This window comes from Micromonospora andamanensis (assembly GCF_016863495.1).
Lineage (GTDB): Bacteria > Actinomycetota > Actinomycetes > Mycobacteriales > Micromonosporaceae > Micromonospora > Micromonospora andamanensis.
Map to the genome: position 1 here is coordinate 85,415 of NZ_BOOZ01000003.1, position 24,236 is coordinate 109,650.

24 protein-coding genes are annotated in these 24,236 nt (G+C 71.5%); 14 read left to right on the forward strand and 10 right to left on the reverse strand.

Annotated elements, in window-relative coordinates; genetic code table 11:
* Positions 1 to 77 precede the first annotated feature (77 nt).
* Positions 78 to 644 (forward strand): hypothetical protein, encoded by a 567-nt coding sequence (locus Van01_RS02865; RefSeq protein WP_373306202.1) that lies wholly within the window; start codon positions 78 to 80, stop codon positions 642 to 644.
* A 2-nt stretch (positions 645 to 646) separates the two neighbouring features.
* Here Van01_RS02865 and Van01_RS02870 read toward each other — a convergent pair whose 3' ends face one another.
* The 7 genes from Van01_RS02870 to Van01_RS02900 are packed head-to-tail and all read right to left on the reverse strand — an operon-like array spanning position 647 to position 8,954.
* Positions 647 to 1,240 carry a hypothetical protein gene (locus tag Van01_RS02870; protein WP_203999238.1) on the reverse strand — a complete coding sequence of 198 codons (594 nt, stop codon included), beginning with the start codon at positions 1,238 to 1,240 and terminating at the stop codon, positions 647 to 649.
* Between the two features lie 13 nt (positions 1,241 to 1,253).
* Positions 1,254 to 2,420 carry a M23 family metallopeptidase gene (locus tag Van01_RS02875; protein WP_203999241.1) on the reverse strand — a complete coding sequence of 389 codons (1,167 nt, stop codon included), beginning with the start codon at positions 2,418 to 2,420 and terminating at the stop codon, positions 1,254 to 1,256.
* A complete protein-coding gene (locus tag Van01_RS02880; protein WP_203999244.1) occupies positions 2,413 to 2,973 on the reverse strand; it encodes a hypothetical protein in 561 nt (186 codons plus the stop codon). The genes Van01_RS02875 and Van01_RS02880 overlap by 8 nt, the downstream gene beginning before the upstream one ends.
* A complete protein-coding gene (locus Van01_RS02885; protein WP_203999247.1) occupies positions 2,970 to 4,904 on the reverse strand; it encodes an MraY family glycosyltransferase in 1,935 nt (644 codons plus the stop codon). Before Van01_RS02885 ends, Van01_RS02880 begins: the two co-directional genes overlap by 4 nt.
* Position 4,905: 1 nt before the next feature.
* Positions 4,906 to 8,211 (reverse strand): ATP-binding protein, encoded by a 3,306-nt coding sequence (locus Van01_RS02890; RefSeq protein ID WP_203999250.1) that lies wholly within the window; start codon positions 8,209 to 8,211, stop codon positions 4,906 to 4,908.
* Positions 8,212 to 8,260: 49 nt separating this feature from the next.
* Positions 8,261 to 8,623, reverse strand: coding sequence for a hypothetical protein (locus Van01_RS02895; protein ID WP_093409867.1), 363 nt, complete (start codon positions 8,621 to 8,623; stop codon positions 8,261 to 8,263).
* Positions 8,624 to 8,636: 13 nt separating this feature from the next.
* Positions 8,637 to 8,954 carry a hypothetical protein gene (locus tag Van01_RS02900; protein ID WP_203999253.1) on the reverse strand — a complete coding sequence of 106 codons (318 nt, stop codon included), beginning with the start codon at positions 8,952 to 8,954 and terminating at the stop codon, positions 8,637 to 8,639.
* 343 nt (positions 8,955 to 9,297) lie between these two features.
* Here Van01_RS02900 and folP point away from each other — a divergent pair, with 343 nt between their 5' ends.
* The 7 genes from folP (at position 9,298) to Van01_RS02935 (ending at position 13,939) form a co-directional block, all read left to right on the forward strand.
* Complete coding sequence (gene folP / locus Van01_RS02905) at positions 9,298 to 10,245, forward strand: dihydropteroate synthase (protein ID WP_239098825.1); 948 nt, start codon at positions 9,298 to 9,300, stop codon at positions 10,243 to 10,245.
* Positions 10,242 to 10,607: a dihydroneopterin aldolase gene (folB, locus tag Van01_RS02910; protein WP_203999256.1), complete on the forward strand. Its 366-nt coding sequence runs from the start codon at positions 10,242 to 10,244 to the stop codon at positions 10,605 to 10,607. Before folP ends, folB begins: the two co-directional genes overlap by 4 nt.
* A complete protein-coding gene (gene folK / locus Van01_RS02915) occupies positions 10,604 to 11,131 on the forward strand; it encodes a 2-amino-4-hydroxy-6-hydroxymethyldihydropteridine diphosphokinase (protein ID WP_203999259.1) in 528 nt (175 codons plus the stop codon). Before folB ends, folK begins: the two co-directional genes overlap by 4 nt.
* 29 nt (positions 11,132 to 11,160) lie before the next feature.
* Positions 11,161 to 11,646: a DUF3180 domain-containing protein gene (locus Van01_RS02920; protein ID WP_199172421.1), complete on the forward strand. Its 486-nt coding sequence runs from the start codon at positions 11,161 to 11,163 to the stop codon at positions 11,644 to 11,646.
* A 140-nt stretch (positions 11,647 to 11,786) separates the two neighbouring features.
* Complete coding sequence (locus Van01_RS02925) at positions 11,787 to 12,998, forward strand: ABC transporter permease (protein ID WP_203999262.1); 1,212 nt, start codon at positions 11,787 to 11,789, stop codon at positions 12,996 to 12,998.
* A 65-nt stretch (positions 12,999 to 13,063) separates the two neighbouring features.
* Positions 13,064 to 13,369 carry a hypothetical protein gene (locus Van01_RS02930; protein ID WP_203999264.1) on the forward strand — a complete coding sequence of 102 codons (306 nt, stop codon included), beginning with the start codon at positions 13,064 to 13,066 and terminating at the stop codon, positions 13,367 to 13,369.
* Positions 13,370 to 13,447: 78 nt separating this feature from the next.
* Positions 13,448 to 13,939 carry a hypothetical protein gene (locus Van01_RS02935; protein WP_099849037.1) on the forward strand — a complete coding sequence of 164 codons (492 nt, stop codon included), beginning with the start codon at positions 13,448 to 13,450 and terminating at the stop codon, positions 13,937 to 13,939.
* Between the two features lie 108 nt (positions 13,940 to 14,047).
* Here Van01_RS02935 and Van01_RS02940 read toward each other — a convergent pair whose 3' ends face one another.
* Entirely contained in the window at positions 14,048 to 15,043 is a 996-nt protein-coding gene (locus Van01_RS02940) for an ABC transporter ATP-binding protein (protein WP_203999267.1), read from the reverse strand.
* A gap of 2 nt (positions 15,044 to 15,045) precedes the next feature.
* Here Van01_RS02940 and Van01_RS02945 point away from each other — a divergent pair, with 2 nt between their 5' ends.
* From Van01_RS02945 to Van01_RS02960, 4 genes are all read left to right on the forward strand, one after another.
* Entirely contained in the window at positions 15,046 to 15,732 is a 687-nt protein-coding gene (locus Van01_RS02945) for an ABC transporter permease (RefSeq protein WP_203999270.1), read from the forward strand.
* Between the two features lie 55 nt (positions 15,733 to 15,787).
* Complete coding sequence (locus Van01_RS02950) at positions 15,788 to 16,510, forward strand: ABC transporter permease (RefSeq protein WP_203999273.1); 723 nt, start codon at positions 15,788 to 15,790, stop codon at positions 16,508 to 16,510.
* A 228-nt stretch (positions 16,511 to 16,738) separates the two neighbouring features.
* Positions 16,739 to 17,740 carry a glycine betaine ABC transporter substrate-binding protein gene (locus Van01_RS02955; protein ID WP_203999276.1) on the forward strand — a complete coding sequence of 334 codons (1,002 nt, stop codon included), beginning with the start codon at positions 16,739 to 16,741 and terminating at the stop codon, positions 17,738 to 17,740.
* Positions 17,741 to 17,930: 190 nt separating this feature from the next.
* The gene (locus Van01_RS02960; RefSeq protein WP_203999280.1) at positions 17,931 to 19,610 is read left to right on the forward strand and encodes a hypothetical protein; all 1,680 of its coding nucleotides are present in this window, start codon (positions 17,931 to 17,933) and stop codon (positions 19,608 to 19,610) included.
* A gap of 30 nt (positions 19,611 to 19,640) precedes the next feature.
* Here the strand turns inward: Van01_RS02960 and Van01_RS02965 are convergent, their stop codons facing one another.
* A complete protein-coding gene (locus Van01_RS02965; RefSeq protein WP_203999282.1) occupies positions 19,641 to 20,822 on the reverse strand; it encodes an NADH-quinone oxidoreductase subunit D in 1,182 nt (393 codons plus the stop codon).
* A gap of 37 nt (positions 20,823 to 20,859) precedes the next feature.
* On the reverse strand, positions 20,860 to 22,251 hold the full coding sequence (locus Van01_RS02970; RefSeq protein WP_239098826.1) for an SAM-dependent methyltransferase: 1,392 nt from the start codon (positions 22,249 to 22,251) through the stop codon (positions 20,860 to 20,862).
* A 109-nt stretch (positions 22,252 to 22,360) separates the two neighbouring features.
* Here Van01_RS02970 and Van01_RS02980 point away from each other — a divergent pair, with 109 nt between their 5' ends.
* A complete protein-coding gene (locus tag Van01_RS02980; RefSeq protein ID WP_203999284.1) occupies positions 22,361 to 23,323 on the forward strand; it encodes a Rossmann-like and DUF2520 domain-containing protein in 963 nt (320 codons plus the stop codon).
* 38 nt (positions 23,324 to 23,361) lie between these two features.
* Positions 23,362 to 24,210 (forward strand): pantoate--beta-alanine ligase, encoded by an 849-nt coding sequence (panC, locus tag Van01_RS02985; RefSeq protein ID WP_203999285.1) that lies wholly within the window; start codon positions 23,362 to 23,364, stop codon positions 24,208 to 24,210.
* The last annotated feature ends 26 nt before the right edge of the window (positions 24,211 to 24,236 follow it).

Consider the following 24,236-nt stretch of genomic DNA (forward strand, 5'->3'; position numbering starts at 1 on the left):
CCCATCGGCAATGTTCCGTCACTATCTGCCGAATCCAGGGCATTGGGTCCTGGCCCGCCAGCCGATAGCCTCAGGGGGTGGAATCAGTGCCGCCCTCCGCCGGTTCCCAGGTCTCCCGCGTACCGGCGCAGAGGACCCCGCCGGAGGAGCTGGCGCCGCCCGCCGTCGCGCCAGCCCCGCGCCAGCCCCGGCGACGCCTGCGTACGGCACTGACCGTGATCGCCGCTGTGGTAGCGGCGCTCTGCCTTACCGGAGGGGTGGTCGGCTACCTCGTCTACGACCGAGCCACCACCCCCGACCGCAGCACTCCCGCAGTGGTAGTGGACAACTACTTGCGTGCCTACCTGGTCGATCGAAACGACGTTCGTGCGAACCTTTTCGCGTGTGATGGCGCGGCCGAGTTCGAGATGCTGCGACGGCTAAGGAACGACCTAGCAGCCAGGGAGGAACGGTTCAGTACGACCATGTGGGTTAGTTGGGAGAGTTTCGCGGTGAATCAGGTCGACGATAACGCTGAAGTGCGCGTCGACCTGACCTTTTCTGCAGTGGTTGACGGCATCCGACAGAGCGACCGGCAGTCGTGGGTTTTCACCACGCGGTTGAACGATGACTGGCGGGTCTGTTCCGCGGCTGTGGCCAGCTAGCCTCACTCCACCCAGAGCAGATGGACCGGCACCTCCAGGGTGGTCGGTGTCTGGCCGCGCCAGGCCCAGCGGTACCACTCCACCTCGGGTGTCACCCGTACGCAGATGTCGCCCTCGGCGCCCGAGTAGGTCTCGGTGACGGCGCGTAGGTCGCGCTGCTCGACGGAACCCACCATGTGCACCACCCGTCGTCCGGTGACCGAATCCGCCTCGAAGACCGGGGTCGGCGCCCGGTGGGCGGGAGCGTCAAGCGAGACGAGACGCAACCCGCCGTCCGTCGTCGGCGTGACCGGTCGGCCCACCGCCTCGACCCACACCCGTTCGACAGGCACCAGTGGGGCGAACACCTCGACCTGGTCGGACTCCGCGCGGTACCACTCGTGTTCCGGGATGACCGGGACGTAGGTGCGGCTGTTCTGCACCACCCGTTCGTCGGCCCGCAGGTCGGCACGCCACCCCAGTCCGGGCAGCCCGACACGTACCCGCCGTCCGCGTAGCTCGACGCTCCCGGCGGCGGGAACGATCTCGATCGGGCGGGGCGGCTGGGGCGCCCAGTCAGGCTGATCGGCGAAAGGGTCCGGAAGCGGTTCGGTCATGATGACGCGTGGTTCACCCGGCGCCCTTCAACGGCGCACCCTTCGACCGCATGAACGGCACCGGGTCGATGGCGCCCCGGCTGCTGCGGTCGCCTTCGACGTGCACCTCGAAGTGCAGGTGCGGCCCGGAGGAGTTGCCACTGCTGCCCACCTCGCCGATCACCTCACCAGCCTGCACCGTGTCGCCCGCAGCGACCCGGGGACGACTCACCAGATGACAGTAGCGGGTGATGAAACCCTGAGCGTGCAGCACGTCGACGAACCAGCCGCAGCCGCCCTTGCCCGGCCAGCCGTCCACGTTGCAGGTGAGTCGTCCTCTCCGGTCGGGGTCACAGCGGGAGACCAGCACCCGGCCGGTCGCCGCGACTCTGATCAGGGTGCCCTTCGGCGCGGCGATGTCCACACCGTTGTGCCCGGGCCGACTGGCGGTCCGGAATCCGGAGCCGACTCCACCCGGAATGGGTGCGGTCCAACCGGAGGCGGCGATCTCACCGCCTGCGGCCGCGTCACACACCTCTTCTCCCGCGATCAACGCGGTCCGCGCCGCACCGCCGGCCAGCGCGTCCACGATGCGGGCGGCGAGTTCCTCGTGCTTGGCGTACGCGTCCGGGAAGGCGCTGATCTGGACCTGCTGGGCGGCCACCGTCAGCGGAAGTTTCTCCCAGCCGGGCATCTCGACGAGCTTCTCGTAGAACTTGCGGGACGCGTACTCGGGGTTCATCCGCTGGGCGACAGTGCCCCACGAAGCCCGCTGCTGGAAGAGACCGACGGAGTCGTGATCGGCGCCGATCCCCTCGTTGGGAATGTCCTGCGACCCGCCGACAGTGCTGTTGGCCAGGTTCAGCAGCCGCGACTCCTGCATGGCGGTCGCCACCGCGATCACCCAGCCCCGCGGCGGCACCTTCATCTCCTGACCGACCTTGATGATCACGGCAGCGTTCCGCAACTGGCGTTCGCCGTACTCGGCGAAGCGCGGCATCTTGCCGCTCACGTCGACCTCGAAGTCGCCGGTGCAGTCCATGCTGGCCGGGGCCAGTTGCTCGGCGGCGTCGCCACCCAGCTCGGTGAGGAAGAAGGCACCAGCGCCACCGGTGCAGCAGAGCAGTGCCAGCGCCGCGGTGAGCGCGGCGGCGAGGGCACCGGTCCGGACCGGCCGGCGGGGACTGCTCTGCTCACTCATCCCTGCTCCAGTCCACCGCGTCCACCAGCCAGCGTCCGTCGATCCCCAGCAGTTCGAGGCGGAGATGCCCGCCGTCGAGGGGGATCGTGGCCTCCACGAAGGTCTCACCGCGGGGGCTGATGGTCACATCGCCGGTGACCGCGCCAGCAGGCACGTCGGTCGGGTCGACGCCCGCGAGCTTCTCGGTGAGGCCGGCGGTCGAGAGCGGACGCAGCGCGTCGTGCCAGTCCTCGGCGGTCTGCCCCGGGCGGCCGAGCCAGGCTGCGACGAAGCGTTCGGCGACCAGTTCCGGAGCCGCCTGGCCGGGCCGGGTGACCGGGGACGGCGTCGTGGTCGTGGAGATCGCGCCGTCGTCTCCGGTGGTCGGGTGCACAGTGGTGATCGGGTCGGCCGGGCGATTGCTCAGCCCGGAGGTCAGGTCGGTCGGGCCGGCCACCAGCCGGGCCGCCCCGACCACCCCGAGCACCAGCACGGCGATGCCGAGTGCGACACCCAGCCGGGACCGTAGCAGCCGCAGGAACAGGAACTCGATGGCCCGCCGCACGACCGTCACCGTGCCTCTGAGCGGACCCGCGGTGCTGGCTTCTCGGGGGTCCGTTCGGCCGAACCGGGACGGTAGATGACGTAGGAGGGGTTCTCATCCGGCACGTCCGGCTCGGTCCAGGCGGCCGGCTGTCGGCGACGGGGCTTGGGCGCGGCTGCTCTCCTGGAGGGCTGTTCCCGGGTCTTGTCGTCGGCACCTCCGGCCTCGCGGTCGTCCGTCCGCTTCGCGGCAGCGGGTGCGCCGCTGGGGACGGGGTCCGGCCGAGCCTCCGGACGTACCTTCGGCTGCTCCGGTGCGATCGCCCGGCGCCGTCCGACGCTTGGCTCGGCGGTGCCGCCGGGCTCGGCGACGTCGAGCCGGGCGGCGGTGCGCATGTCCCGGAAGAACCGGCGGTGCCAGGAGCCTGCCGAACTGACCGCCTCGCTGTTGTCCTTGCCGCCGAGCTGGGTGATCCGGCGATACGGGCGCAGCAGCAGCCAGCCGACCACCCCGCAGAGCCAGACCAGCACCACCTGCAGCCAGCCGGGCAGGGTGGCCGTGCTCATGATGAGGTCGACAGCGAAGAGGTAGATGGCGGCACCGGTACCGAAGATCGCGATGTTGAACAGCGCCGCCACCACCGCGTTGCCCAGCCGCCGCAGGCCGGCGCTGGCCGGGCGGAGCAGACCGATGGTGCCCAGGATCGGTGCCGCGATCACCGCCCAGCGGAAGATAAGAAAGCCGAGCAGCACCAGCAGCGACGCGGTCAGGTCGAACATCGCGAAGAGCAGGGCGGCGAGCACCGCGATGAACCCGGCACCCACCCGGTCCATGTCCCGGACGCCTTGCAGGTACTCGTAGGCCTCCGGGTCCTCCCGCTCGATCTGCGCGGCAACCGTCATCCACTGCTGCTTCTTGGCGCTGATTGTGGCCTCGCGGGTTTCCGGACTCGTCCGGATCTTCTCGGCCTCTCCCCAGGACAGCGACTTGGCGTCGTAGAGCGCGGCGCCGTACTTCTTGGCGGTCTCGCTGTCGGCCGAGCCCAGTACACCGCGTAGCCAGTTCCGGTAGAGCATCGCCTCCGCGGCCGTGTCGCTGGCCCGGACCGCCGGCGGACGCTTGTCCGTGCAGGCGTCCGGGTTGGGCATCGCGCACCGGTCCGGCGGCACGTCCTTGGCGGCGGGGCCAACCGCGTCGTGCACGACGCCGAGCGTGGAGACGAGGGCACCGTCGGCGAGGTTTGCGGACTTGACCGGCCAGGCAGCCAGCGCGGTAACCGCCACCATCACCACCAACGCCCAGCCCGCCGTGGTCATCGCGCTGCTCATGTCGGACTGGCGGGAGCGCCAGAGCAGGTAGAGCCCGACGACGCAGAGTGTGACGATGCCGAAGACGCTGAACACCTTCTGGTAGATCGCCTTGGTGGCCTGGTCCACAAGCGGATCCGCCCAGCCCCACATCGTGCCGGGCTCCCAGGCGCGTTCGCGCAGTGCGTTCGAGGCGCCGATGATCGCCGTCGCCATCATGAACTCGCCGTTGGCGATGGTGTTTGTGAACTTGTAGTCGGGGTGCAGGAGGGTGGTCGCGCAACCAGATTCGATCTTGTAGGTGCTGTAGCTGTAGCCGGCGTAGCCGTAATCGCTGTAGTAACCCTTCGGGCCGGGAAGTTTGGACGCCTCAGGGCGGGAAGCGAACCAGCCCGCGATGCCGGAGTCGGGGGCGGTTGGTGTCGGAGGGTTGAGGCAGGTCGCCTCCGACTCCGCCACCTGTTGCAGCTTGGCGACGCAGGCGCGGAAGTCGACCTGCCATTCCTCGGTCGTGCAGAGCTCGGCCGCGGCCTGGTACGTGACAGGCGCGGCGTACGCCGGTGTGGCCGTGAGCCCGGGCCAGCTGATCGTGGCTGCGGCGAGGACGCCGAGTGCCAGGAGGAGCGCCGTGATCCGTGCCCGGGCCCTCGCCATGTCACGCCTCCATGTCAGGCAGCACGGTCGGTAGTACCCCAGCGGCGGCGGCGATGGCGGCGGGGGTGGTGTCGAGGTGGTCCAGCAATCCGTCCACGTAGGAGACATCGACGCGGACCTTCTGGACCCGGCCGTCGACATCACGCATCACGAACTCTCGGAAGCCGAGCCGGTTGGCCGAGGTCGCGTCGGCGGTGGAAAGCGAGGCGAGGGTGGCCTCGTAGCCGTCGTCGACAGGTACGCGCAGCAGCCGCAGCGCCTCGGAGGCGATCTCGGCGTCCTCGGCGATCCGGCCGACGAACACGGTGGAGACGAGGTTCTGCACGTCGAGGCCGAGGATGTCCCGGGGGTTCTGCGAGGCGACGAGCGCGGCGAGGTTCCACTTGCGGGAATCACGGGCGAGTCGGACGAGGAAGGACCGGCCGGAACGCCACCCCTCCATGAAGTGCGCCTCGTCCAGGCCGACCAGCTTCCGCGAGGCCATCGAGCCGCCGTAGCAGCGGCGGACCGCCAACCGGTGCGCGGTGTGCAGCATCGGCAGGGCGAGGGCTTCCTCAGCCGACCAGTACTCGCGTTCGATCTTGAGGTCGGGCAGTCGCAGGCCGGCCATGGTGATCACGGTGAGCGCCGCGTCCGGGCCGAGGAGTCCGTCCGGTGGACGACCGAAGAAGAGCATCGCCAGAGGCATCTCGGCGGTGTCCAACAGCAGGTTGGCCAGTTCCCGGCCGGCGTCGTCGTCGAGCTGGCCGAGACAGGTGACCACGTCGTCCAGGGTGGAGGTCTCCTCGGCGGGTACCTGGCGTACGGCGTGCCGGAACAGCGTGGCGGTGGAGGCTTCCCGGGCGACCTGCGGCGGCACCAGCATCATGCAGATGTCCTGTACCAGCATCCGTCGCTCGGCCCGCGCGTTGGAGACCGCGATCTCGAACTCCCGGTCGCCGGCGGCTCCGGTGCCGAACTCGCTGCGCAGTGGTGTCGGGATCAGCGAGTACGGCGCCAGGGTGCCGTGTTCGGAGCCGGTCAGGTTCAGCACTCGCGAGTACGGCCGAAGCTCCGGCATGGCGCAGAGTCGGGCCAGTGGGCCGGAGGGGTCGAGCAGGGTCACCTGCACACCGCGGCGGGCCGCGAGGTAGCCCAACGCGCCGAGCAGCGTGGACTTGCCACCACCCGGCTCGGCCACGAAGACCGCCAGGCCGGAGCGTTCCCGCACCTCCATCGGGAAGTGCAGGTCGAGGAAGACCGGGCGGCGGCAGGTGCCGGCGGTACGCCCGATCAGGTCGCCACGCCTGTCACCTACCGTCGAGGCGGCCTGCGGCAGTGCCGCCGCGAGCAGGTTGACAGGCATCCTGCGCACGTAGCCGGTGTTGGCGATCGGTTCGCCGGGGATGAACTCGCGGGCCAGCCAGTCCTGGTTCTTCGGGTGTTGCAGGGAGATGCGCAGCTCGCGGGAGTAGAGCTGGATGAGCCGGCGGGCCCGTTCCAGGCACTCCTCCCGGGTACGACCACCCACCGCGATCCGGTGCCAACCGTGGGCGCGGGCGGAGTCCACAGGCAGGCCGGTGGTCATCTCGTCGCCGATCACCAGGGCACGCTTGGCGAGTCGCTCCAGCTCGGGTGGGGCGTCGATGCCGTGTTCGGCGTAGTCGAGCTGCTGTGAGCGGATCATCCGGAGCCGGTGTTCCAGGTTTCGGAAGGAGTCGCCGGAACCGAGGATGTCGACCCGGGTGGAAAGCTCCATCGGCCAGGGCAGTCGCTCGTGGAAGTGCAGCCAGGGTTCGTGTCGCTCGGGGATCTCCAGCGGCTCCATCCGGCCCACGGCGAGCACCGCCACGTGCCGCTCCTCACCGGTCATCCGGTGGACCAGCTTCACAGTGGAACCGTACGGCGTGCGGTATCGCTCGACCTGTTCGGTGAGGGCGAGCAGGTCGCCGCGTTCCCAGCGTCCGTCGGTGATGGGCGAGAGCGTGCCGGGGGGTGCCATGCAGAGCGCCACCGACCGGTAGAGCAGCCATTCCAACTCGTGCGCGGTGACCCGACGGCCGCGCATGCCGAACGCGCCGAGCACCTCGTCGAACTGTTCGACGGTGCGGCCGAGCTTGCGCCGCTCGCCGTCGGCGACGCCGCGGCCGAAGGTGCGCAGCAGCCGTTCGGTGAGCGAGTCGCCGAGTGACCGTCGGGCGAAGGTGACGCCGAGGTAGGTCTGGCCCTCGGCGTGGTTGACCGAGAGCAGGTGTCGTTGGGCGGCGACCAGATGCTCGGCCCAGCCTGGTGTGCCGGGGACGTCGGGCAGTGGCGCGGCGGTGTTTCCGTCGATGGTGCGGGCCCACTCGTCCGCCGGGAAGGGGCGGGTGGTCCGGCGCAGGTGCAGCCGGAAGCCGGCCAGGCCGGCGTACTGCTCGGAGATGGCCGAGAGCAGCGCCTCGCGTTCCGCGTCCGGGCGGAAGGCCCAGCGCACCTCGGGTAGCCAGTACCAGGCGGTGACAGTGTTGGGGGTGAAGGTCAGGTGACCGGCGATCTCGGTGATGGCCAACTCGACAGCCGGATCCCGATCACCGAACTTGATCTTCGGTGGCCGGACGCGGACCGGCTTGACCGGCCGGTCGCGGTGCTCCACAGATCGCTGCCGGGGGGCCGGGCGGGTGGCCGGCGGCGCTACCCGGCGGGGCGCCCGGGTCTCGGCGTCGGCAGGTGCCGGGTCGTGCTCACGCGCGCGGCGCTCCTCGCGGATCGGATGATCGTCACCGGCGGGGCGGTCGTCGGCGGGCGGTCGGGCGTTCGGCAACCTGTCGCCGGCGGGCGGTACCACCCGGGAGGGAGCCGGTGGCGGGATCGGGGCGGCCACCGCGTCGTCGTCCACGCGGACCGGCGGCACGGCGGGTGCGGGACCGACAGGTCGCGGTGGCGCCGGTGGCGGTGCCGCACGATGGGCTGCCGGCGCGGGACCGAGGGCGGGTGGTGGTGGTGCGGGGTGCGGCTGCTGCGGCAGGGCTCGGGCGGGAAGCCCGTTGCCCCGCTGGGCGGAACCCGGCCGGGGGTACGCGCCGCCGAACAGATCGAGGAACGGAGAATCGATGTCTGCGCTGTCCCGGCTGGTAGGTACCGGTTCGGTCGGAACCGCTCGGCGCTGCGGCGGGCGGGGCGCCTGGAACACACCGACGCTGCCGTGACCCGGTGTGGTGGCGAGCGCCGGATCCAGCGTGGACTCGTCCGGCTCGCCGGATTCAGGGTAGTCGAACGAACGCGCACGGTTACCGTGCGGTGCGGCTGGACGTCCGGCCGGGGATCCCGGCGTGGTGGAGCGGCTCATACGATCGCCCTGCCCGTGTCCTCGTTCGGCCCGTACGGCGTGCAGCCGGTCATGCCAGTTCCTCCCGGATCCTGATCCTGCTGCCGACCAGGCGCGGATCGCGCTGCTCGGCGGCCGGCTCCCGGGTGCGTCGCCAGTCGGTCAGCGCGGTACGGATCACCATGCGCGCCGGACGGTCCGGGTCGACGTACCGGAAGACGAACGAGGTGGTCACGATGGCGAGGGCGATCTCCCAGGCGGGGAAGAGCTCGACCTGCAACGTGAACAGCCAGTGGATGAACATGTAGAGGGGAACGAGCAGCATGAACAGTCCGTACTGGGCGTACGGCAGGTGGACCGGAAGGGTGTAGCCGGGCGGGCCGAGATAGACCAGGCGAGCCCGGTAGATGTCGTCGTCGGTGCGCAGCCGCATCTCGTGCCCGCGCCTATTCGAAGATCAGGTTGATCAGGAAGTCGCCGATGAAGAAGAGGGTGGCGGCTCCGGCGATGAAGGCCAACCCGACGATCGCGATGGCCGAGCTGGTCAGCACCTTGGAGATCTCGCCCCGGCTGGCGCGGCCGATGAAGATGACGCCCAGCACGGCCAACAGGATCGGAGCGATCTTGCTGGCGAAGAAGGTGACGACGCCCTCGGTGTCGATCCCCTTCGGCTCCTCGGCGGCCAACGGGATCGACGACGCCAAAGTGGAGAGCAGGTGGACGGCGCTTGTGGACGCCGTTTCCATCAGCTCGATGGCGATCACTGAAACCTCCCCAAGTCGCGGCCGGCGGCGCCGCGGTGGTGCAGTAGGCAAGCCTGGCGGGATCGGTGCTCACTGTGCGCAGCGCCCGAGACCCTGCGTACGACAACCGCCACGAAGGGTGGCGATTTTTGGGCGGGTTGTCCCGCTTCGGCCCTCCCTCCAACCGTCGCCATCTCGATGCTGGGCAATTCCACAGCGTACGGGCCGCCCCCCTTTGCGACAAGCCGCGAAGATGCTGCCCGAACCGACCCGGACGACCGATCGTACACCTGTTCCAATTGCCATGTCAGGGCCTTCGACCGGGCGGTCTGTGGCGGGCGACGGGCCCGGTACCGTCCTACTCGTGACCGATCTGGTGCGGGCTCCGGCCCCGGTGGTGATGGGCGTCCTGAACGTCACGCCCGACTCCTTCTCCGACGGCGGACGCTACGCCGACGTCGAGGCTGCTGTCGCACACGGCGTCCGGCTGCGAACCGACGGAGCCGGGTTGGTTGATGTCGGTGGAGAGTCGACCCGGCCCGGCGCCGACCGGATCGACGCGGAGACCGAGGCCGCCCGAGTGGTGCCTGTCATTCGCGAACTGGCGTCGGCAGGCGTCCCGGTCAGCATCGACACCACCCGCGCCCGGGTGGCCTTGGCAGCGCTGGACGCCGGGGCGGTAGTGGTGAACGACGTCTCGGGCGGGCTCGCCGACCCCGACATGGCCCGGGTGGTAAGCGACGCCGGCTGTCCCTGGGTGCTGATGCACTGGCGCGGACACTCCCGCCGGATGAGCGAGTTGGCCAGCTACGGCGACGTGGTCGCCGACGTCCGTGCCGAACTCGGCAAGCGGGTGGACGCGGCGCTCGCCGCCGGGGTCGCCACGGATCGCGTCATCATCGATCCGGGTCTCGGCTTCGCCAAGAACGCCGCCCACAACTGGCAGCTCAGCGCCCGGCTGCCCGAACTGGTCGCGCTCGGCTACCCGCTGCTGTTCGGCGCGAGTCGCAAGTCGTACCTGGGTCAACTGCTGGCCGGTCCCGACGGTGTGCCCCGACCCACGAACGGGCGGGAGACGGCCACCGTCGCCACCAGCCTGCTCGCGGTGGCGGCCGGTGCCTGGGGGGTGCGCGTGCACGACGTGCGCGCCACAGTCGACGCCCTCGCCGTCTGGCAGGCCACCGGCCGTCCCCGCCTGGTTGTCCCGCCCGCCGAGGCCGTCGCGTTCACCGACACGGGGCCGGGCGTACGGGACGCCGTGCGGCCGGGCGGCGTCGGGGAGACCGCAGTCGAGGGGCGGGCCCGGCGATGACCGATCGGATCGAACTGACCGGTCTACGGGCGCACGGCCGGCACGGGGTGTACGACTTCGAACGCGCCAACGGTCAGGAGTTCGTCGTCGACGCGGTGCTCGAACTCGACCTGCGCCCGGCCGCCCGGTCCGACGACGTACGGGACACCGTGCACTACGGCGAGCTGGCCGAACGGCTGGTCGAGGTGATCACCGGCGAGCCGGTGAACCTGATCGAGACCCTCGCCGACCGGCTGATCGAGGTCTGCCTGACGGATCCGCGGGTGACAGGCGTGACGGTCACCGTGCACAAACCCGAGGCTCCGGTCCCGCACGCCTTCACCGACGTGGCCGTGACCATGTGCCGGAGGCGTACCCGATGACCCGCGCCGTGCTCTCCCTCGGCAGCAACCTCGGCGACCGGCTCGGTCACCTGCGCACCGCGCTGGCCGTCCTCGGCGACAGTGTCCTCGTGGTCTCCGGGGTCTACGAGACCCCGCCGTGGGGCGACACCGAGCAGCCGGCGTACCTGAACGCGGTGCTGTTGGCCGCGGACCCGACCGCCGGCCCGTACGACTGGCTGGCGCGGGGTCGGGCGGCGGAGGCCGCCGCCGGCCGCGTCCGGGACCCGGGTCGGCGCTTCGGGCCCCGCACCCTCGACGTCGATGTCGTCGCGGTCTGGACCGACGACGATCGCCCGGTGCTCAGCGAGGACCCCGAACTGACCCTGCCGCATCCCCGGGCGCATCTACGGGCCTTCGTGCTGCGACCGTGGATCGACATCCAGCCCTACGGTCAACTGCCCGGGCACGGTTGGCTGACCGACCTGCTCACAAGTGGGCCGGCCGCCGCCGGGGTGCCGGAACTGAGCCCTCGGCCGGATCTGACGTTAGAGTCGACGGCATGAGCGTTTCCCCACCGCCCGACGGGTCGCGGATGGGACCAACCCGCATCTCGACCCTGGTGGTGGCCGCCCTCGCCGCCGCGGCGGTGGCCTGGCTGCTGATCAGCGGCATCTACTACGACCGGTTGCCACCACTGCCCTGGCTGCCGGTGGTGACGTTGGCCGGGCTTGCCGTGCTGGAGGCCTACGCCGCGATCAACACCCGGGGGCGGATCGAGCGTCGGCCCGGCCGTGATCCGGTCAATCCGTTGATGGTGGCCCGGTTCGTCGTCCTGGCCAAGGCGTCCGCGCTTGTCGGTGCCATCTTCACCGGCTGGTACGCGGGGCTGACCGGTTGGTTGTTCGTGCAGCCGACGCGGGCGGCCGCCGACGATCGCCCGGCGGCCATCGCCGGCCTGCTGGCCTCGGCCGCCCTGGTGGCCGCCGCGCTCTGGCTGGAGAGGTCGTGCCGGGTCCCGGAGCGGCCGGACGACGAACATGAGCCGGACGACTGGGAGAGCCGCCCGGGTCACCGCTAGGCGGTGTGGCACCCGCCCAGCCAGGGGGTTACGCCCGGCTCCGGGGCGCGGGTACGGTGCCTGCGACCGAAAGGCAACGCCGCGCCGCCGGTCCGCCCGTGCGTCGGTGGAGTCGGGACGGCCGCTGGGAGGCATAGATCATGGGGTACGACGAACCGGACCGTGGTGGACCGACGGAGCCTGCCCCGGTCGGTGCCGCGACCGGGGCGGAGCCCGTCCTCGACGAACCCGACGCCGAGCCGGGCCGGGACCGGTTCGGTGTCTACATCGTCTGGGAGACGCTGCTGCTGCTCGGCTTCGGCGCACTTGTCTACCTGGTGTGGCGGGAGGATCCGGCGGTGCTGCGCGGCAGCGGGTTGCGGGATCTCATCGTCGACGTGGTCGGCCTGGGTCTGCTGGCGCTGGCCGCCGGGTTGACGCTGCGTACCGCCGCGGTCAACCTCGCGATCGGTCCGGTGGCGGTCGCGGCCGGGCTGCACTTCGCCGAACAGAGCGACCGCGGGGTGCTCGGCGCCGTCGGCACGGCCGCTGCGGTGGCCGCGGTCGGTGGGCTCCTGCTCGGGCTGGTGGTCGTGCTGCTGCACGTGCCCGGTTGGGTGGCGAGCCTCGGTGGGGCGGCAGGTGTCATCGTTTACATCGAGGAACGCTCCGCACCCGTCCTGGTGCAGGGGGACTACGACCCGCGGGGCACCGCCGGACAACTCTTCATCGGCTTTGCCGCGATCGCGGTTTTCGGCGGACTGTTCGGGGCGGTGAGCCCGATCCGTCGGTTGGTCGGGCGGTTCCGCCCGGTGGCCGACCCGGCCCGTCGGCGGGGCGCTGCGGCGGCCGTCGTCGCCACCGTCGGGTACGTCTGCTCCACCGTGCTCGCGACTCTCGCCGGCGTACTGATCGCCTCGACCGACGGAGCTGTGACACCGGCGGCGGGTTTGGACTGGACGGTGCTTGCGGTAGGCGCCACGCTGCTCGCCGGCACCAGCGCGTTCGGGCTGCGCGGCGGCGTCTTCGGCACCCTGCTGACGGCCGGTGCGATCGGGCTGTTCCTGGCGTACGCGCAGGCCCGGGGCTGGACGGTAAGTCACTGGGCGGTCGGCGGGGCGGCGTTGGCCGTCGGCCTTGTCGTCACCCGCCTGGTCGAGACGTACGGCCGGCCGGCGCCGGCAGTCGGTGTGCTGCCCCCGCCACCGCCCACCGAACCCGCCACCGGTGGCGGGTGGAGTGTGGCGCAGCCGCAGCCGGTCGGTGACTGGCCGCCCGTGCTGCCGACCCAACCCACCGCCAGCGGCACGGACCCGTGGGGGACCCGGCGTTGGGAAAGCAGCCAACGGACCTGGGAGGCCGACGACAGGTGACCGGTCGGCACCGCGCCGCGCGGCGTCGGCGCGCCGGGAGTGATCTCGACGGCTAGGCTCGGCACATGACCGACACATCATCGATCTCCGGCGGCCGGTCGTTCGAGGAGTTGGACGCCCTCTCCACCGAGGAACTGCGTGAGCGCGCCTTCACCCTCGCCCGGGAGCGTCGCGACGTGAGGTTCTTCTGGTCGGTGCTGCGGCACCTGCCGAACGCGGACGAGGCAGCCGCGCTGGACGGTGCGCCGAACTCGGTGGGGCCCACGGTCGACGAGGCGGTCGCCCTCTGGCGTGAGATGACCGGGCACGGCTACGAGGAGTCCGCGCCACTGCTGCGCGCCGCGTTCATCGACTACCTGATGAAGCACTAGAACGGCGTCAAACGCGCGTACCACCATAAATGACGCCTCGCGTTTGCCTGCGTCGATCCGCTGGGAACTAGCGAGGCCATGGCTCTCACCAATCGGTACAAGTCCGCACCGGGCGCTGGCACGCTCGCCGCGCTCATCCTGGTCCTGGTCTTCGGCAGCCCGTGGTACGTCGACTGGGCCAGGGACAACACAGATCCGGACAGCGCCGGCGGCTGGTTCCTCAGACTGCTCGCCTGGCCGGCCTGGCGATTCGACTCCTCCGACTCGATTCAGGAGATCTTCGCCGACGACCTGAGGGCGATCCTCGTGGTCGTCCTCACCTTCGTGTTCCTCTACCTGCTGCCGGGCTCCCAGCTCGCCCGCGCCCGCGGCACCATCAGCCAGTTCTTCGCCGGCTGGGCGGCGTTCGTCTTCGCTGGGGCGTTCGCCGCCCTGCTCACCACGCTGATCCGGACCAACCCGTCGCTGCTGGGCGCCTTCCAGGCTGCGGGTGACGGCGCGGAGTACGGCCTCTTCGTCGGCTGGATCATCGGCATCGCCACCCTCGGCGGTTACCGGGGTCGGCGCTGACGGCACGACCGGGTCCGTCGGCGCTGCCGACGGACCCGGTCGACCACCCGTACCGGCCGTTGACGATGCTCGGCCCGCCGGCTGGGCCTGTCGATCCCGGCGAGCGCCTCAGCCCGTTGGTTCCGTCAGGGTCAGGATGCGCTCCCGGCTGAGCGTCCCGACCGGGCGTCCGTCCTCGGTGACCACCGCCTGCCCACCTGCGGCGGTGAGCAGCACGGCCAGCGCGTCGTACGCCGAGCCGCCCAGTGGCACCGCCGGCAGGTCCGCACCGCCGTCGACAGGCAGCGGATCGAGCACCTCCCGGGTCACCGGAGTGACGGCCAGCCGACGGATGCCCCGGTCGGCCCCGACGAACTCGCTGACGAACCCGGTGGCGGGAGCGCCGAGCAGCGCCGCCGGGGTGTCGTACTGCTCCAACCGGCCGCCCTCGGAGAGCACCGCGATCCGGTCACCGAGCCGGACAGCCTCGTCCAGGTCGTGGGTGACCAGGACGATGGTCTTGCGTACCTCCGCCTGCAACCGCAGGAACTCCTCCTGAAGCCGGGTCCGCACGATCGGGTCCACGGCGGAGAAGGGCTCGTCCATCAGCAGCACCACCGGGTCGGCCGCGAGCGCCCGGGCCACCCCGACCCGCTGCCGTTGGCCACCGGAGAGTTCGTGGGGATAGCGCCGGCCGAACTGCGCCGGATCGAGACCGACCAGGTCCAGCAGTTCGTCGACCCGACGGCGTACGGAGTCGGCGGCCCAGCCGAGCAGCCGGGGCACCGTGGCGACGTTGGCGGCCACCGTCTGGTGCGGGAAGAGCCCGACGTTCTGGATGACGTAGCCGATCTGCCGGCGCAGTTTCACCGGGTCGACCCGGGTGACGTCGGAGTCGCCGAGCAGAATCCGGCCGGCGGTTGGCTCGATCAGCCGGTTGATCATCCGCAGCACTGTCGACTTGCCGCAACCCGACGGGCCGATCAGTACCACCAGTTCGCCCTCGGCGACCTGCAGGCTGAGATCACGGACCGCCTCGGTGCCGTCCGGGTAGCGTTTGCCGATGCCGTCGAGAGTGATCGACGCCGCGCGACGATCACCGTCGACACCCGGGGTAACGTCCACGTATGTCCTTCCGCCTGAGCTACCGGGCTGATCCGGGTAACCCGTGGTTCTCCTGGCAGTACGTGCGGGACAACTCTGACACGGTGCTCAACGCTCTGCGAGAGCACACCACGCTGACCCTGCGGGCGGTGCTCATCGCCGCGCTGGTCGCCATCCCGCTGGCCGTGGTGGCGTACTGGTTCCGGCCGCTCACCGGGCCGATTCTCGCACTGACCGGGGTGCTCTACACGGTCCCCTCCCTGGCCCTGTTCGCATTCGTGGCGCCCTATCTGGGCATCGGCGTCACTACTGTGCTGAGTGTGGTGGTGCTGTACGCGTTGCTGGTGATCGTCCGCAACACCGTCGCCGGGCTCAACCAGGTGCCGGCCGAGGTGCGGGAGGCGGCCGAGGGCATGGGTTACGGCCGCTGGGGTCGACTGTTGCGGATCGAGTTGCCGCTGGCGGTACCGGGCATCCTGACCGGCCTGCGGTTGGCCACGGTCTCCACGGTGGCGCTGGTGACGGTCGGCGTGGTGATCGGGCGGGGTGGGCTCGGGCAGATCATTTTCGCCGGCTTCCAGAACAACCTCTACAAGGCCCAGATCATGACCGGGACGCTGCTCTGTGTCCTGCTGGCGCTGGTCCTCGACCTGGTCCTGATCGGGGCCGGCCGGCTGCTGACCCCGTGGCTGCGCGGGCGGACCGGATGAGCGCCGGCGGCGTGGGACGACGTGACCGGCACCGCCGAGCCTTCCGGAGGCCGCGATGAACCCGGTGTCGCAGGCGGTGGTCTGGCTCAACGATCCGCTGAACTGGACCAACCCGGGCGGCATCCTGGACCGGCTCGGCGAGCACGTCAGCATGTCGGCCGCCGCGGTGCTGCTGGGCTGCCTGGTGGCCTGGCCGTTGGGCCTCTGGCTGGGGCACACCGGCCGGGGCGGTGGGCTGGTGGTGCTCATCTCCAATCTCACCCTGGCGGTGCCCACACTGGCGCTGCTGACCATCCTTCCGCTGACCTTCCTGGGCTTCGGCCGTCCGGCGGTGGTGGTCGCCCTGGCGGTCTTCGCCGTGCCGCCGCTGCTGGCGAACGCGTACACCGGGGTCCGGCAGGTCGATGCGGAGACGCGGGAGGCGGCCCGTGGCATGGGCATGACCGGGGCGCAGGTGCTGCGGCGGGTGGAACTGCCGTTGGCGGTGCCCTACCTCGCGGCCGGTTTCCGGACCGCCGCCGTCCAGGTGGTCGCCACGGCGGCGCTCGCGACGTTTGTCAACGGTGGCGGCCTGGGGGAGATCATCCGCTTCGGGTTCGGCTTGAGCATCGCGGTGGGTGGTGGCCAGATCCTGGCCGGTGGGCTGCTGGTCGCCGGGCTCGCGGTAAGTGTCGAACTGCTCTTCGCTCTTGTCGAACGGCTGGTCACCCCCCGCCCGCTACGTCGGACCCGGCGTGGTGCCGGGCGCCGCGCGGCGGACGCCGTCACCGGCACCTGACCTGCGCACCGGGGCGGCGGCGTGCCCGGGCCCGTGGGGTCGGTCCGGTGAGAATCGGCGAGGGCGCGGTGACACCGATGGGTGACGTTCCGGTGACGAACGCCTCGTCGGGTTGTCGGAGGGCTGGGTCAGGATGTTGGGTGGAATCGCGGGCGGCCACAGCGCGGATCGCCCGTCGGACACGCGGCCGGCCCACCCGGGCCGCGCCGGGACACGGAAGGCGGGCTGATGCGCGCAGGTAGAAGACTGTCCATCGCGGTCGTGGGGGCTGTCGCGGCGGCGACGGTGCTGGCGGGCTGCGGCGACGCCGGTTCGTCCGGCACCGAGGCACCCCAGCAGGGAGCGTCGGGTGAGGGCTGTGCTCCGGTGGCCGGCGAGCAGTTGATCGCACTCGAGGACGACAAGTCACTGCAGAACGCCGACAACATCATTCCGGCGATCAACAGCGAGGTGGCGACGCCGCAGCTGATCGCCGCGCTCGACAAGGTCTCCGCGGTGCTCGACACGCCGAAGCTGGTGCAGCTCAACAAGGCGGTCGACGTGGACCGCAAGAGCGCGCAGGCCGCGGCGCAGGAGTTCGCCGAGGCCAACTCGCTCACCGACGGCGTGGAGAAGGGGCCGGGTGGGCAGATCACCGTCGGGGCGGGCAATTTCACCGAGAGCGAGATCATCGCGGAGCTTTACAAGATCCAGCTTTCCGCCGCCGGCTACCAGGTAACCGTGCAGCAGATCGGTAACCGGGAGTTGTACGAGCCGGCGCTGGAGAAGGGTGAGGTCCAGGTCGTCCCGGAGTACGCGGCCACGCTCGCTGAGTTCCTCAACGGCAAGGCCAACAGCGGTGGCCAGCCGGTCTCCTCGCCGGACGTCGACAAGACCGTCACCGCGCTGCGTGACCTGGGCGGCAAGGCGGGGTTGACCATCGGCGCACCGGCCGCCGCACAGAACCAGAACGCCTTCGCCGTGACCCAGGAATTCTCCGAGAAGTACGGCGTGCGGACTCTCTCCGAGCTGGCCGAGAAGTGCTCGGGCACGGCAACTGTGCTGGGTGGCCCGCCGGAGTGCCAGGAGCGCCCGTTCTGCAAGCCCGGCCTGGAACAGACCTACGGGCTGACGGTCGGCTCGTTCTCCTCGCTCGACCAGGGCGGCCCGTTGACCAAGACGGGTCTGCGCAACGGCACGATAAGTGTCGGTCTGGTCTTCTCGACCGATGCCGCGTACGCCCAGAGCTGAGTGCCCGCGTCACCACCACGGCGCCCCGGCCGACCTGGCCGGGGCGCCGTGTCTTTGCTGGTCATAAACCTGTCTGGGGTGCGGTCGGGCGCCCCGTCGGCGCTCGCGGCGGCGACCTTCCGACGAGTGCGGCAGAGACCTGCCGTTGAGCCGTTCCCAGGTGACGCAACTCTCGGTAGGCTGCGGACCCATGCCCGCCCCGGTGCCCGCCGATACGCGCAAGCTGCTCACCCTGCTCTTCTGGGGCGGTGTGGCCCTGGCTCCCGTCGCGGCGCTGATACTGCTTGTCGCGGACGGCAACGGGCCGCTGCGGTTCGCCGCGGTGCTGGCCATCCTGGCCGTGGTGCTGATCGGGCTCTCCATCGCGTTGCGCACCGACGGCGGCGGGCCGCAGGCCGAAGTGCTCCGCGAGGAGGTCGACGAGCTGCGGCGGGAGCTGCGCGGTGAGATCGTGGCCGCCGCCCAGCGCGGCAACCAGGCGCTCGACGAGGTCCAACGGGTGCAGGAAGCGCTGGCCGGGTTGCGTCGACGGGTCGACTCCGGTGGCGTCGCCGTCGCGAACGACGAGCCGCCCGGCCCGGGGCGGGCCCGGGTACCGGCCCCGGAGGCGCCGTCGCGGCCGGCCGAACGCGTCTCCGCCCAGGCCGGGGTGTACGGCACGGCCCAGCCCGGTCCCGGACCGACAGGCGGGTACGGCGGGGAGCGACAGGGGCCCACGAACGATCGCCCGGCCAGCGGCTCGGCGGGTGTCTACGGCTCGCCGGGCCGTCCGGAGCAGGACAATCGCCCAGGTGAGCACGGGCCGAGGCCGCTCGGCGTGGTCCGGCACACCGAGACGGTGCATGTGACCACCCGGCACACGATCGTGGACGGCGGGGTTGGCGAGTCCGGCGGCCGATACGGCGGCTACCAGCCGACGTGGTCGGGAGCGCAGCCCGGGCAGCGCGGACGGGGCGGCCCCGGCACCGAACGGGACGACACCTCCTGGTCCGACGGCGACGATCGTCCCCGCCGGGACGAGAGCCGTCGCTGGTCCGGCACGGAGCGCCCGGACGACCACTCCTGGTCCGGGGCGGCCCAGGACGAGGAGCGGCAGTGGTCCGGCTCGGCCCGTGCCGACGAACGGTCCTGGTCCGGCTCGGCCCGCGAGCCGGAGCGCGCCTGGTCGCCACCGCAGGAGGAGAGCCGCTGGTCCGCCGCGCCCGACGACTGGTCCACCGCCCGTGGCGGCGGCTCCGGCTATCCGGACGAGGCCGCACGGGACCGGGACGACCGCGACTGGAGCCCGCGCGATGACCAGGGCTGGGACGCGGGTGGTGAACGTTGGGAGACCCCCGCCGATCCGGTTCCGGCGGCCCGGGGGCATCGGGCGGACGACACCGGGCAGTACTGGGCGCAGCTACGGGCCGGGGACCGGTGGGCGGCGGTACGCGACGACGACCGGGGGCGTGAGCTGCGGGTCGGCGAGCGTCGGGCCGAGATGCACGCCGATCCGGCCGGCACCGAGTACCGGATGGAGGACCGCTGGGCGAGCGTGCGCCGCGACGAACCACACCGGGACGTCCACGGCGACGACGCCCGGCGGGACGGTTGGGGTGAACCGGAGAGCCGCCCGGCGCTGCCCGCCGGCGGGGTGCCGGTGCCCCAGGAGTGGCAACCGCCCCGTCAACGTGGTCACCAGCCCGAACCAGCGCGTGGGTACCAGCCCGAACCGGTACGCGGCTATCCGTCGGAGCCGGCGTACGGGTATCAGCCCGAGACCACGCGCGGACAGCGCCCGGGTGGGGAGCCGTACGGCCGCCGGCACCAGGTGGAGGAGCCGGGTTACGGCCCGGCAGCGTACGACGGCGGCGCTGGCCGCTGGCGTTGACCGATACGGTCGACGTCGCGGCGGTGGCCGTCACTTGTCGATGTCGCCCACCACGAAGAACATCGAGCCGAGGATGGCGATCAGGTCCGGCACCAGGCAGCCGGGCAGCAGGGTGGCCAGGGCCTGCACGTTCGCGTACGAGGCGGTGCGCAGTTTGAGTCGCCACGGCGTCTTCTCGCCCCGTGAGACGAGGTAATAGCCGTTGATCCCGAGCGGGTTCTCCGTCCAGGCGTAGGTGTGTCCCTCGGGTGCCTTGAGCACCTTCGGCAGCCTGGTGTTTATCGGTCCGGTGAGCCGGTCGACCCGGTCGAGGCACTGCTCCGCCAGATCGAGCGAGGCGTACACCTGGTCGAGCAGCACCTCGAAGCGGGCGTGGCAGTCGCCGGCAGTCTTCGTCACCACCGGCACGTCGAGCTGGTCGTAGGCCAGGTACGGCTCGTCCCGGCGCAGGTCCAGATCGAGCCCGGAGGCTCGGGCGACCGGACCGGACGCCCCGAACGCGGCCGCCTCGGTCGCCGACAGCACCCCCACGCCGACGGTCCGGGCCAGGAAGATCTCGTTGCGCCGGATCAGATTGTCCAGGTCCGGCATCCGCCGCCGTACCTCGCCGATGGCGGCCCGGGCCCGTCCGGTCCAGCCGGCGGGCACCTCCTCCTTCAGGCCGCCGACCCGGTTGAACATGTAGTGGATCCGCCCGCCGGAGACCTCCTCCATCACCGTCTGGAGCGTCTCCCGTTCCCGGAAGGCGTAGAACATCGGGGTGATCGCGCCGATCTCCAACGGGTACGAGCCGAGGAACATCAGGTGGTTGAGCACCCGGTTCAGCTCGGCGAGCGCCATCCGTAGCCAGGTGGCCCGCTCAGGCACCTCCATGCCCATCAGCCGTTCGACGGCGAGCACCACGCCCAGCTCGTTTGCGAACGCCGACAGCCAGTCGTGCCGGTTGGCCAACACGATGATCTGCCGGTAGTCGCGCACCTCGAACAGCTTTTCGGCACCCCGGTGCATGTAGCCGACAATCGGTTCGGCGGCGAGCACCCGCTCGCCGTCGAGCACGAGCTTGAGCCGCAGCACGCCGTGTGTGGACGGGTGCTGCGGTCCGATGTTCAGCACCATGTCCGCGCCGAGCTGCTCCCCGCCGGTGCCCGCCACCAGCCCGGCCCCGGTGCCGACGGTCAGCTCGCGCAGCTCGCCCGTGGTCATGCCCGCCATCGTGCCATGAACCACCCGGCCGGGCGGTGATCGCCCATCAGTCGCGCAGCCCGTCGGCACCGTCGGCCAGGACCGCGAGGGGTGGCAGCCGGTCGGTGGACAGGCCGACCGGCTGCCACAACCACAGGTGGCCGCCGAGACCGGCCGGGTCGGTCAGCTCGGCCGCCGCCGAAGCGGTGGCCAACGCCCGCAGGTAGCCGGCCGGGTCGCTGGCGGCCAGGCTCAGCGGCGGTCTACCGCCGTCGGCCCCGAGCGCTCGCAACGCCTCCCGCTGCAAGGTCAGGACGTACGCGCACCTGGCGACCCGCTCACCGGCGGAGGCGACCGAGTCCATGGCGACGTGCGCGGTGACGTCGCAGGAGCCGTCCGGCACCGGCGGCACCTGTCGCCCGCCCCGGTAACCGGTGAGCGTCCCGTCGATCGGCCGGGCCGCACGCAGGTGGCCGTAGTCCACGGCCAACGCCAGCCCTCGGTCGACGTGCCCCACGGCGTCAACCCACGCCTCGTCCCTGCTCCGCCCGATCTCCGCCCGCCCCACCGGCGGTATGCGGTCCGTGGGGGTGCGGTCTGTGGGGGTGCGGTCTGTGGGGGTTTCCGGGCAGCCCGGCCGGCTCCGGGCGGTCAGGCTTGATCCCTGCGCCGGCCGGGCTGCCCGGAAACCCGACCTGGTCGAGCCCGATCCGTCCGTTGCGGTCTGCGGTAGGAGGTCCGAGCCTTCCGTGACGGTCCGCGCCCCCGGTGTCTGGTCGGTCTGTGGGGGCCACCAGGTGGTCAGCCAGGCTGCGTCGTCTCGACCTACTGGTTCGCCTGTCGTCTCGGTGCCGGTGGTGGGGTCGACGAGGAGGTAGTGCCAGGTGTGGTTGGTGTGGGTGGCCAGGTCGAGGGGGACGTTGTCGAGCCACTCGGTGGCCAGCAGCAGGCCGGTGATGCCGGTGGGGATCTCGTTCGTCCAGACGATCTGGTCGGGGAGGTCGGCAGGGCGCGGGGCGAGTTCGACGGCGGTGAACCGTACCCGCCGAGCCAGCGGAACCGGTGCGGACGGCAACGAGTCGACGGATCCGGATGAGGTGTCAGCCGGCGTGGTACCGGCGGCGGCCGTGGTGGTCAGGGTTTCCGGGGAGCCGGCCCGCGCAGGGATCAAGCCTGACCGCCCGGAGCGGGCGGGCTCCCCGGAAACCCCAACGGTGACCGCCGCGGAGAGAGCGCTGAGGAGTTCACCCCGCCCCGCCCCTACATCCACCAGGTCGAACCGGTCGGGGAAGCCCAGGGCCGCGTCGAGCTGGTGGACCAACCGCAGCAGCGCCGAGGCGAAGATCGGAGAGGCGTGCACGCTGGTCCGGAAATGGGCCGCCGGTCCGGCGCCGGAGACGAAGAAACCCGAAGGCCCGTAGAGCGCCTGCCGCATCGCCTCCCGCCAGCGCATCGACATGGGGCCCTCCTCACACCGGTGAACGATTTCACACATCCTTGTTTCAGATCCGCGTCAGCGACGCATACTTGCCCCGACCGGTACCCCGCCTCGAGGACTGGATCGTGACATGAGCGCACCGCCGCGCACCCACTCGGCCGCCCGTCGGCGGCCCGCGACAGTGGCCTCGGCCCAGGTCGCCACCGCCTCCGTGCTCACCGTCGGCGTCATCGGCGCCGGACGGGTGGGTGCCACCCTGGGTGCCGCGCTGGCCGCTGCGGGCCACCGGGTGGTCGCTGCCACAGGCGAGTCCGGCGCCTCCCGGGCCCGCCTCGCGCTGCTCCTGCCGACCGTCTCACCCGGTCCGGCTGCCGAGGTCGCCCGGGCCGCCGCCGACCTGCTGCTGATCGCTGTACCGGACGACGCGTTGGCCGGGGTGGTGGCCGACCTGGCCGCCGACGGCGCACTGCGTCCCGGCCAGGTGGTCGCGCACACGTCGGGGGCGCACGGCCTGGCGGTGCTGGCACCGGCAAGCGCGGCCGGTGCCCGACCGCTGGCGTTGCATCCCGCGATGACCTTCGCCGGTACGCCCGACGACCTCGGCCGACTGCCCGGCATCTCGTACGGGGTGACCGCGCCGGCCGACCTGCGCCCGCTTGCCGCCCGGCTGGTGGTCGACCTCGGCGGGGTACCCGAGTGGATCGCCGAGACGGACCGTCCGCTGTACCACGCGGCTCTGGCGCACGGCGCCAACCACCTGGTGACCCTGGTCAACGAGGCGGCCGACCGGCTGCGCGACGCCGGGGTGGGCCAGCCCGAGAAGGTGCTCGCCCCGTTGCTGCGGGCCGCGCTGGAGAACGCGTTGCGCCTCGGCGACGACGCGTTGACGGGCCCGGTCTCCCGTGGCGACGCGGGTACGGTGCGGCGGCACCTGGCGCAGCTCGCCGCCACCGCGCCCGAGTCGGTCGAGCCCTACCTCGTCCTGGCGCGGCGTACCGCCGACCGGGCCGTGGCGGCCGGCCGGCTACGTCAGGTCGACGCGGCGCCCCTGCTCGGCGTCCTGGAGGACCACCGGAGCGGGGTGGCGGCGTGACCGCCGGGAGAGGACAGGTGTCGAGCGAGGTGGAGCACGTGACGGAGCTGGTACACACCCGCGCCGACCTGGCCAGGGCGCGAGCCGCCCGGACCGGGACGGTGGCCGTGGTGATGACCATGGGTGCGCTGCACGAGGGGCATCAGTCGCTGCTGCGGGAGGCCCGGTCGCGCGCCGACCACGTGATCGTGACGATCTTCGTGAACCCGCTGCAGTTCGGGCCGAACGAGGACTTCGACAGCTACCCGCGTACTCTGGAAGACGATCTTGATGTGTGCCGGCGGGCCGGCGCGGACCTGGTCTTCGCGCCCTCGGTGGCGGAGATGTACCCCGGCGGCGAGCCGGCGGTCCGGGTCAACCCGGGGCCGCTCGGCGAGGACCTGGAGGGGCTCAGCCGGCCCGGGTTCTTCCACGGCGTGCTCACCGTGGTGCTGAAACTGCTCCAGCTCACCCGCGCGGACCTGACCTTCTTCGGCGAGAAGGACTACCAGCAGCTGAGCCTGGTCCGGCGGATGTGCCGGGACCTGGACGTCCCGGTCGAGGTGATCGGGGTACCCACCGTCCGGGAACCTGACGGTCTGGCCCGGTCCAGCCGCAACCGCTATCTCTCGCCGGCCGAGCGGACTGTGGCGTTGAGCCTGTCACGGGCGTTGCGGGCCGGTGCCGAGGCCGCCTCGGCCGGCGGCGATGCCGCAGCGGTCCTGACCGCGGCGCATGTCGGCTTCGGCGCCGGCGAACCCGGAGCGCGCCTCGACTACCTGGTGCTCACCGACCCGGATCTGGAGCCCGGGCCGGTCCGTGGCCCGGCCCGGCTGCTGGTGGCGGCCTGGGTGGGCGGCACGCGGCTGATCGACAACGCTCCGGTCCGGCTCGACCCGGCCTCCTGACCACACCTGATCCCGAAAGGCGTCCC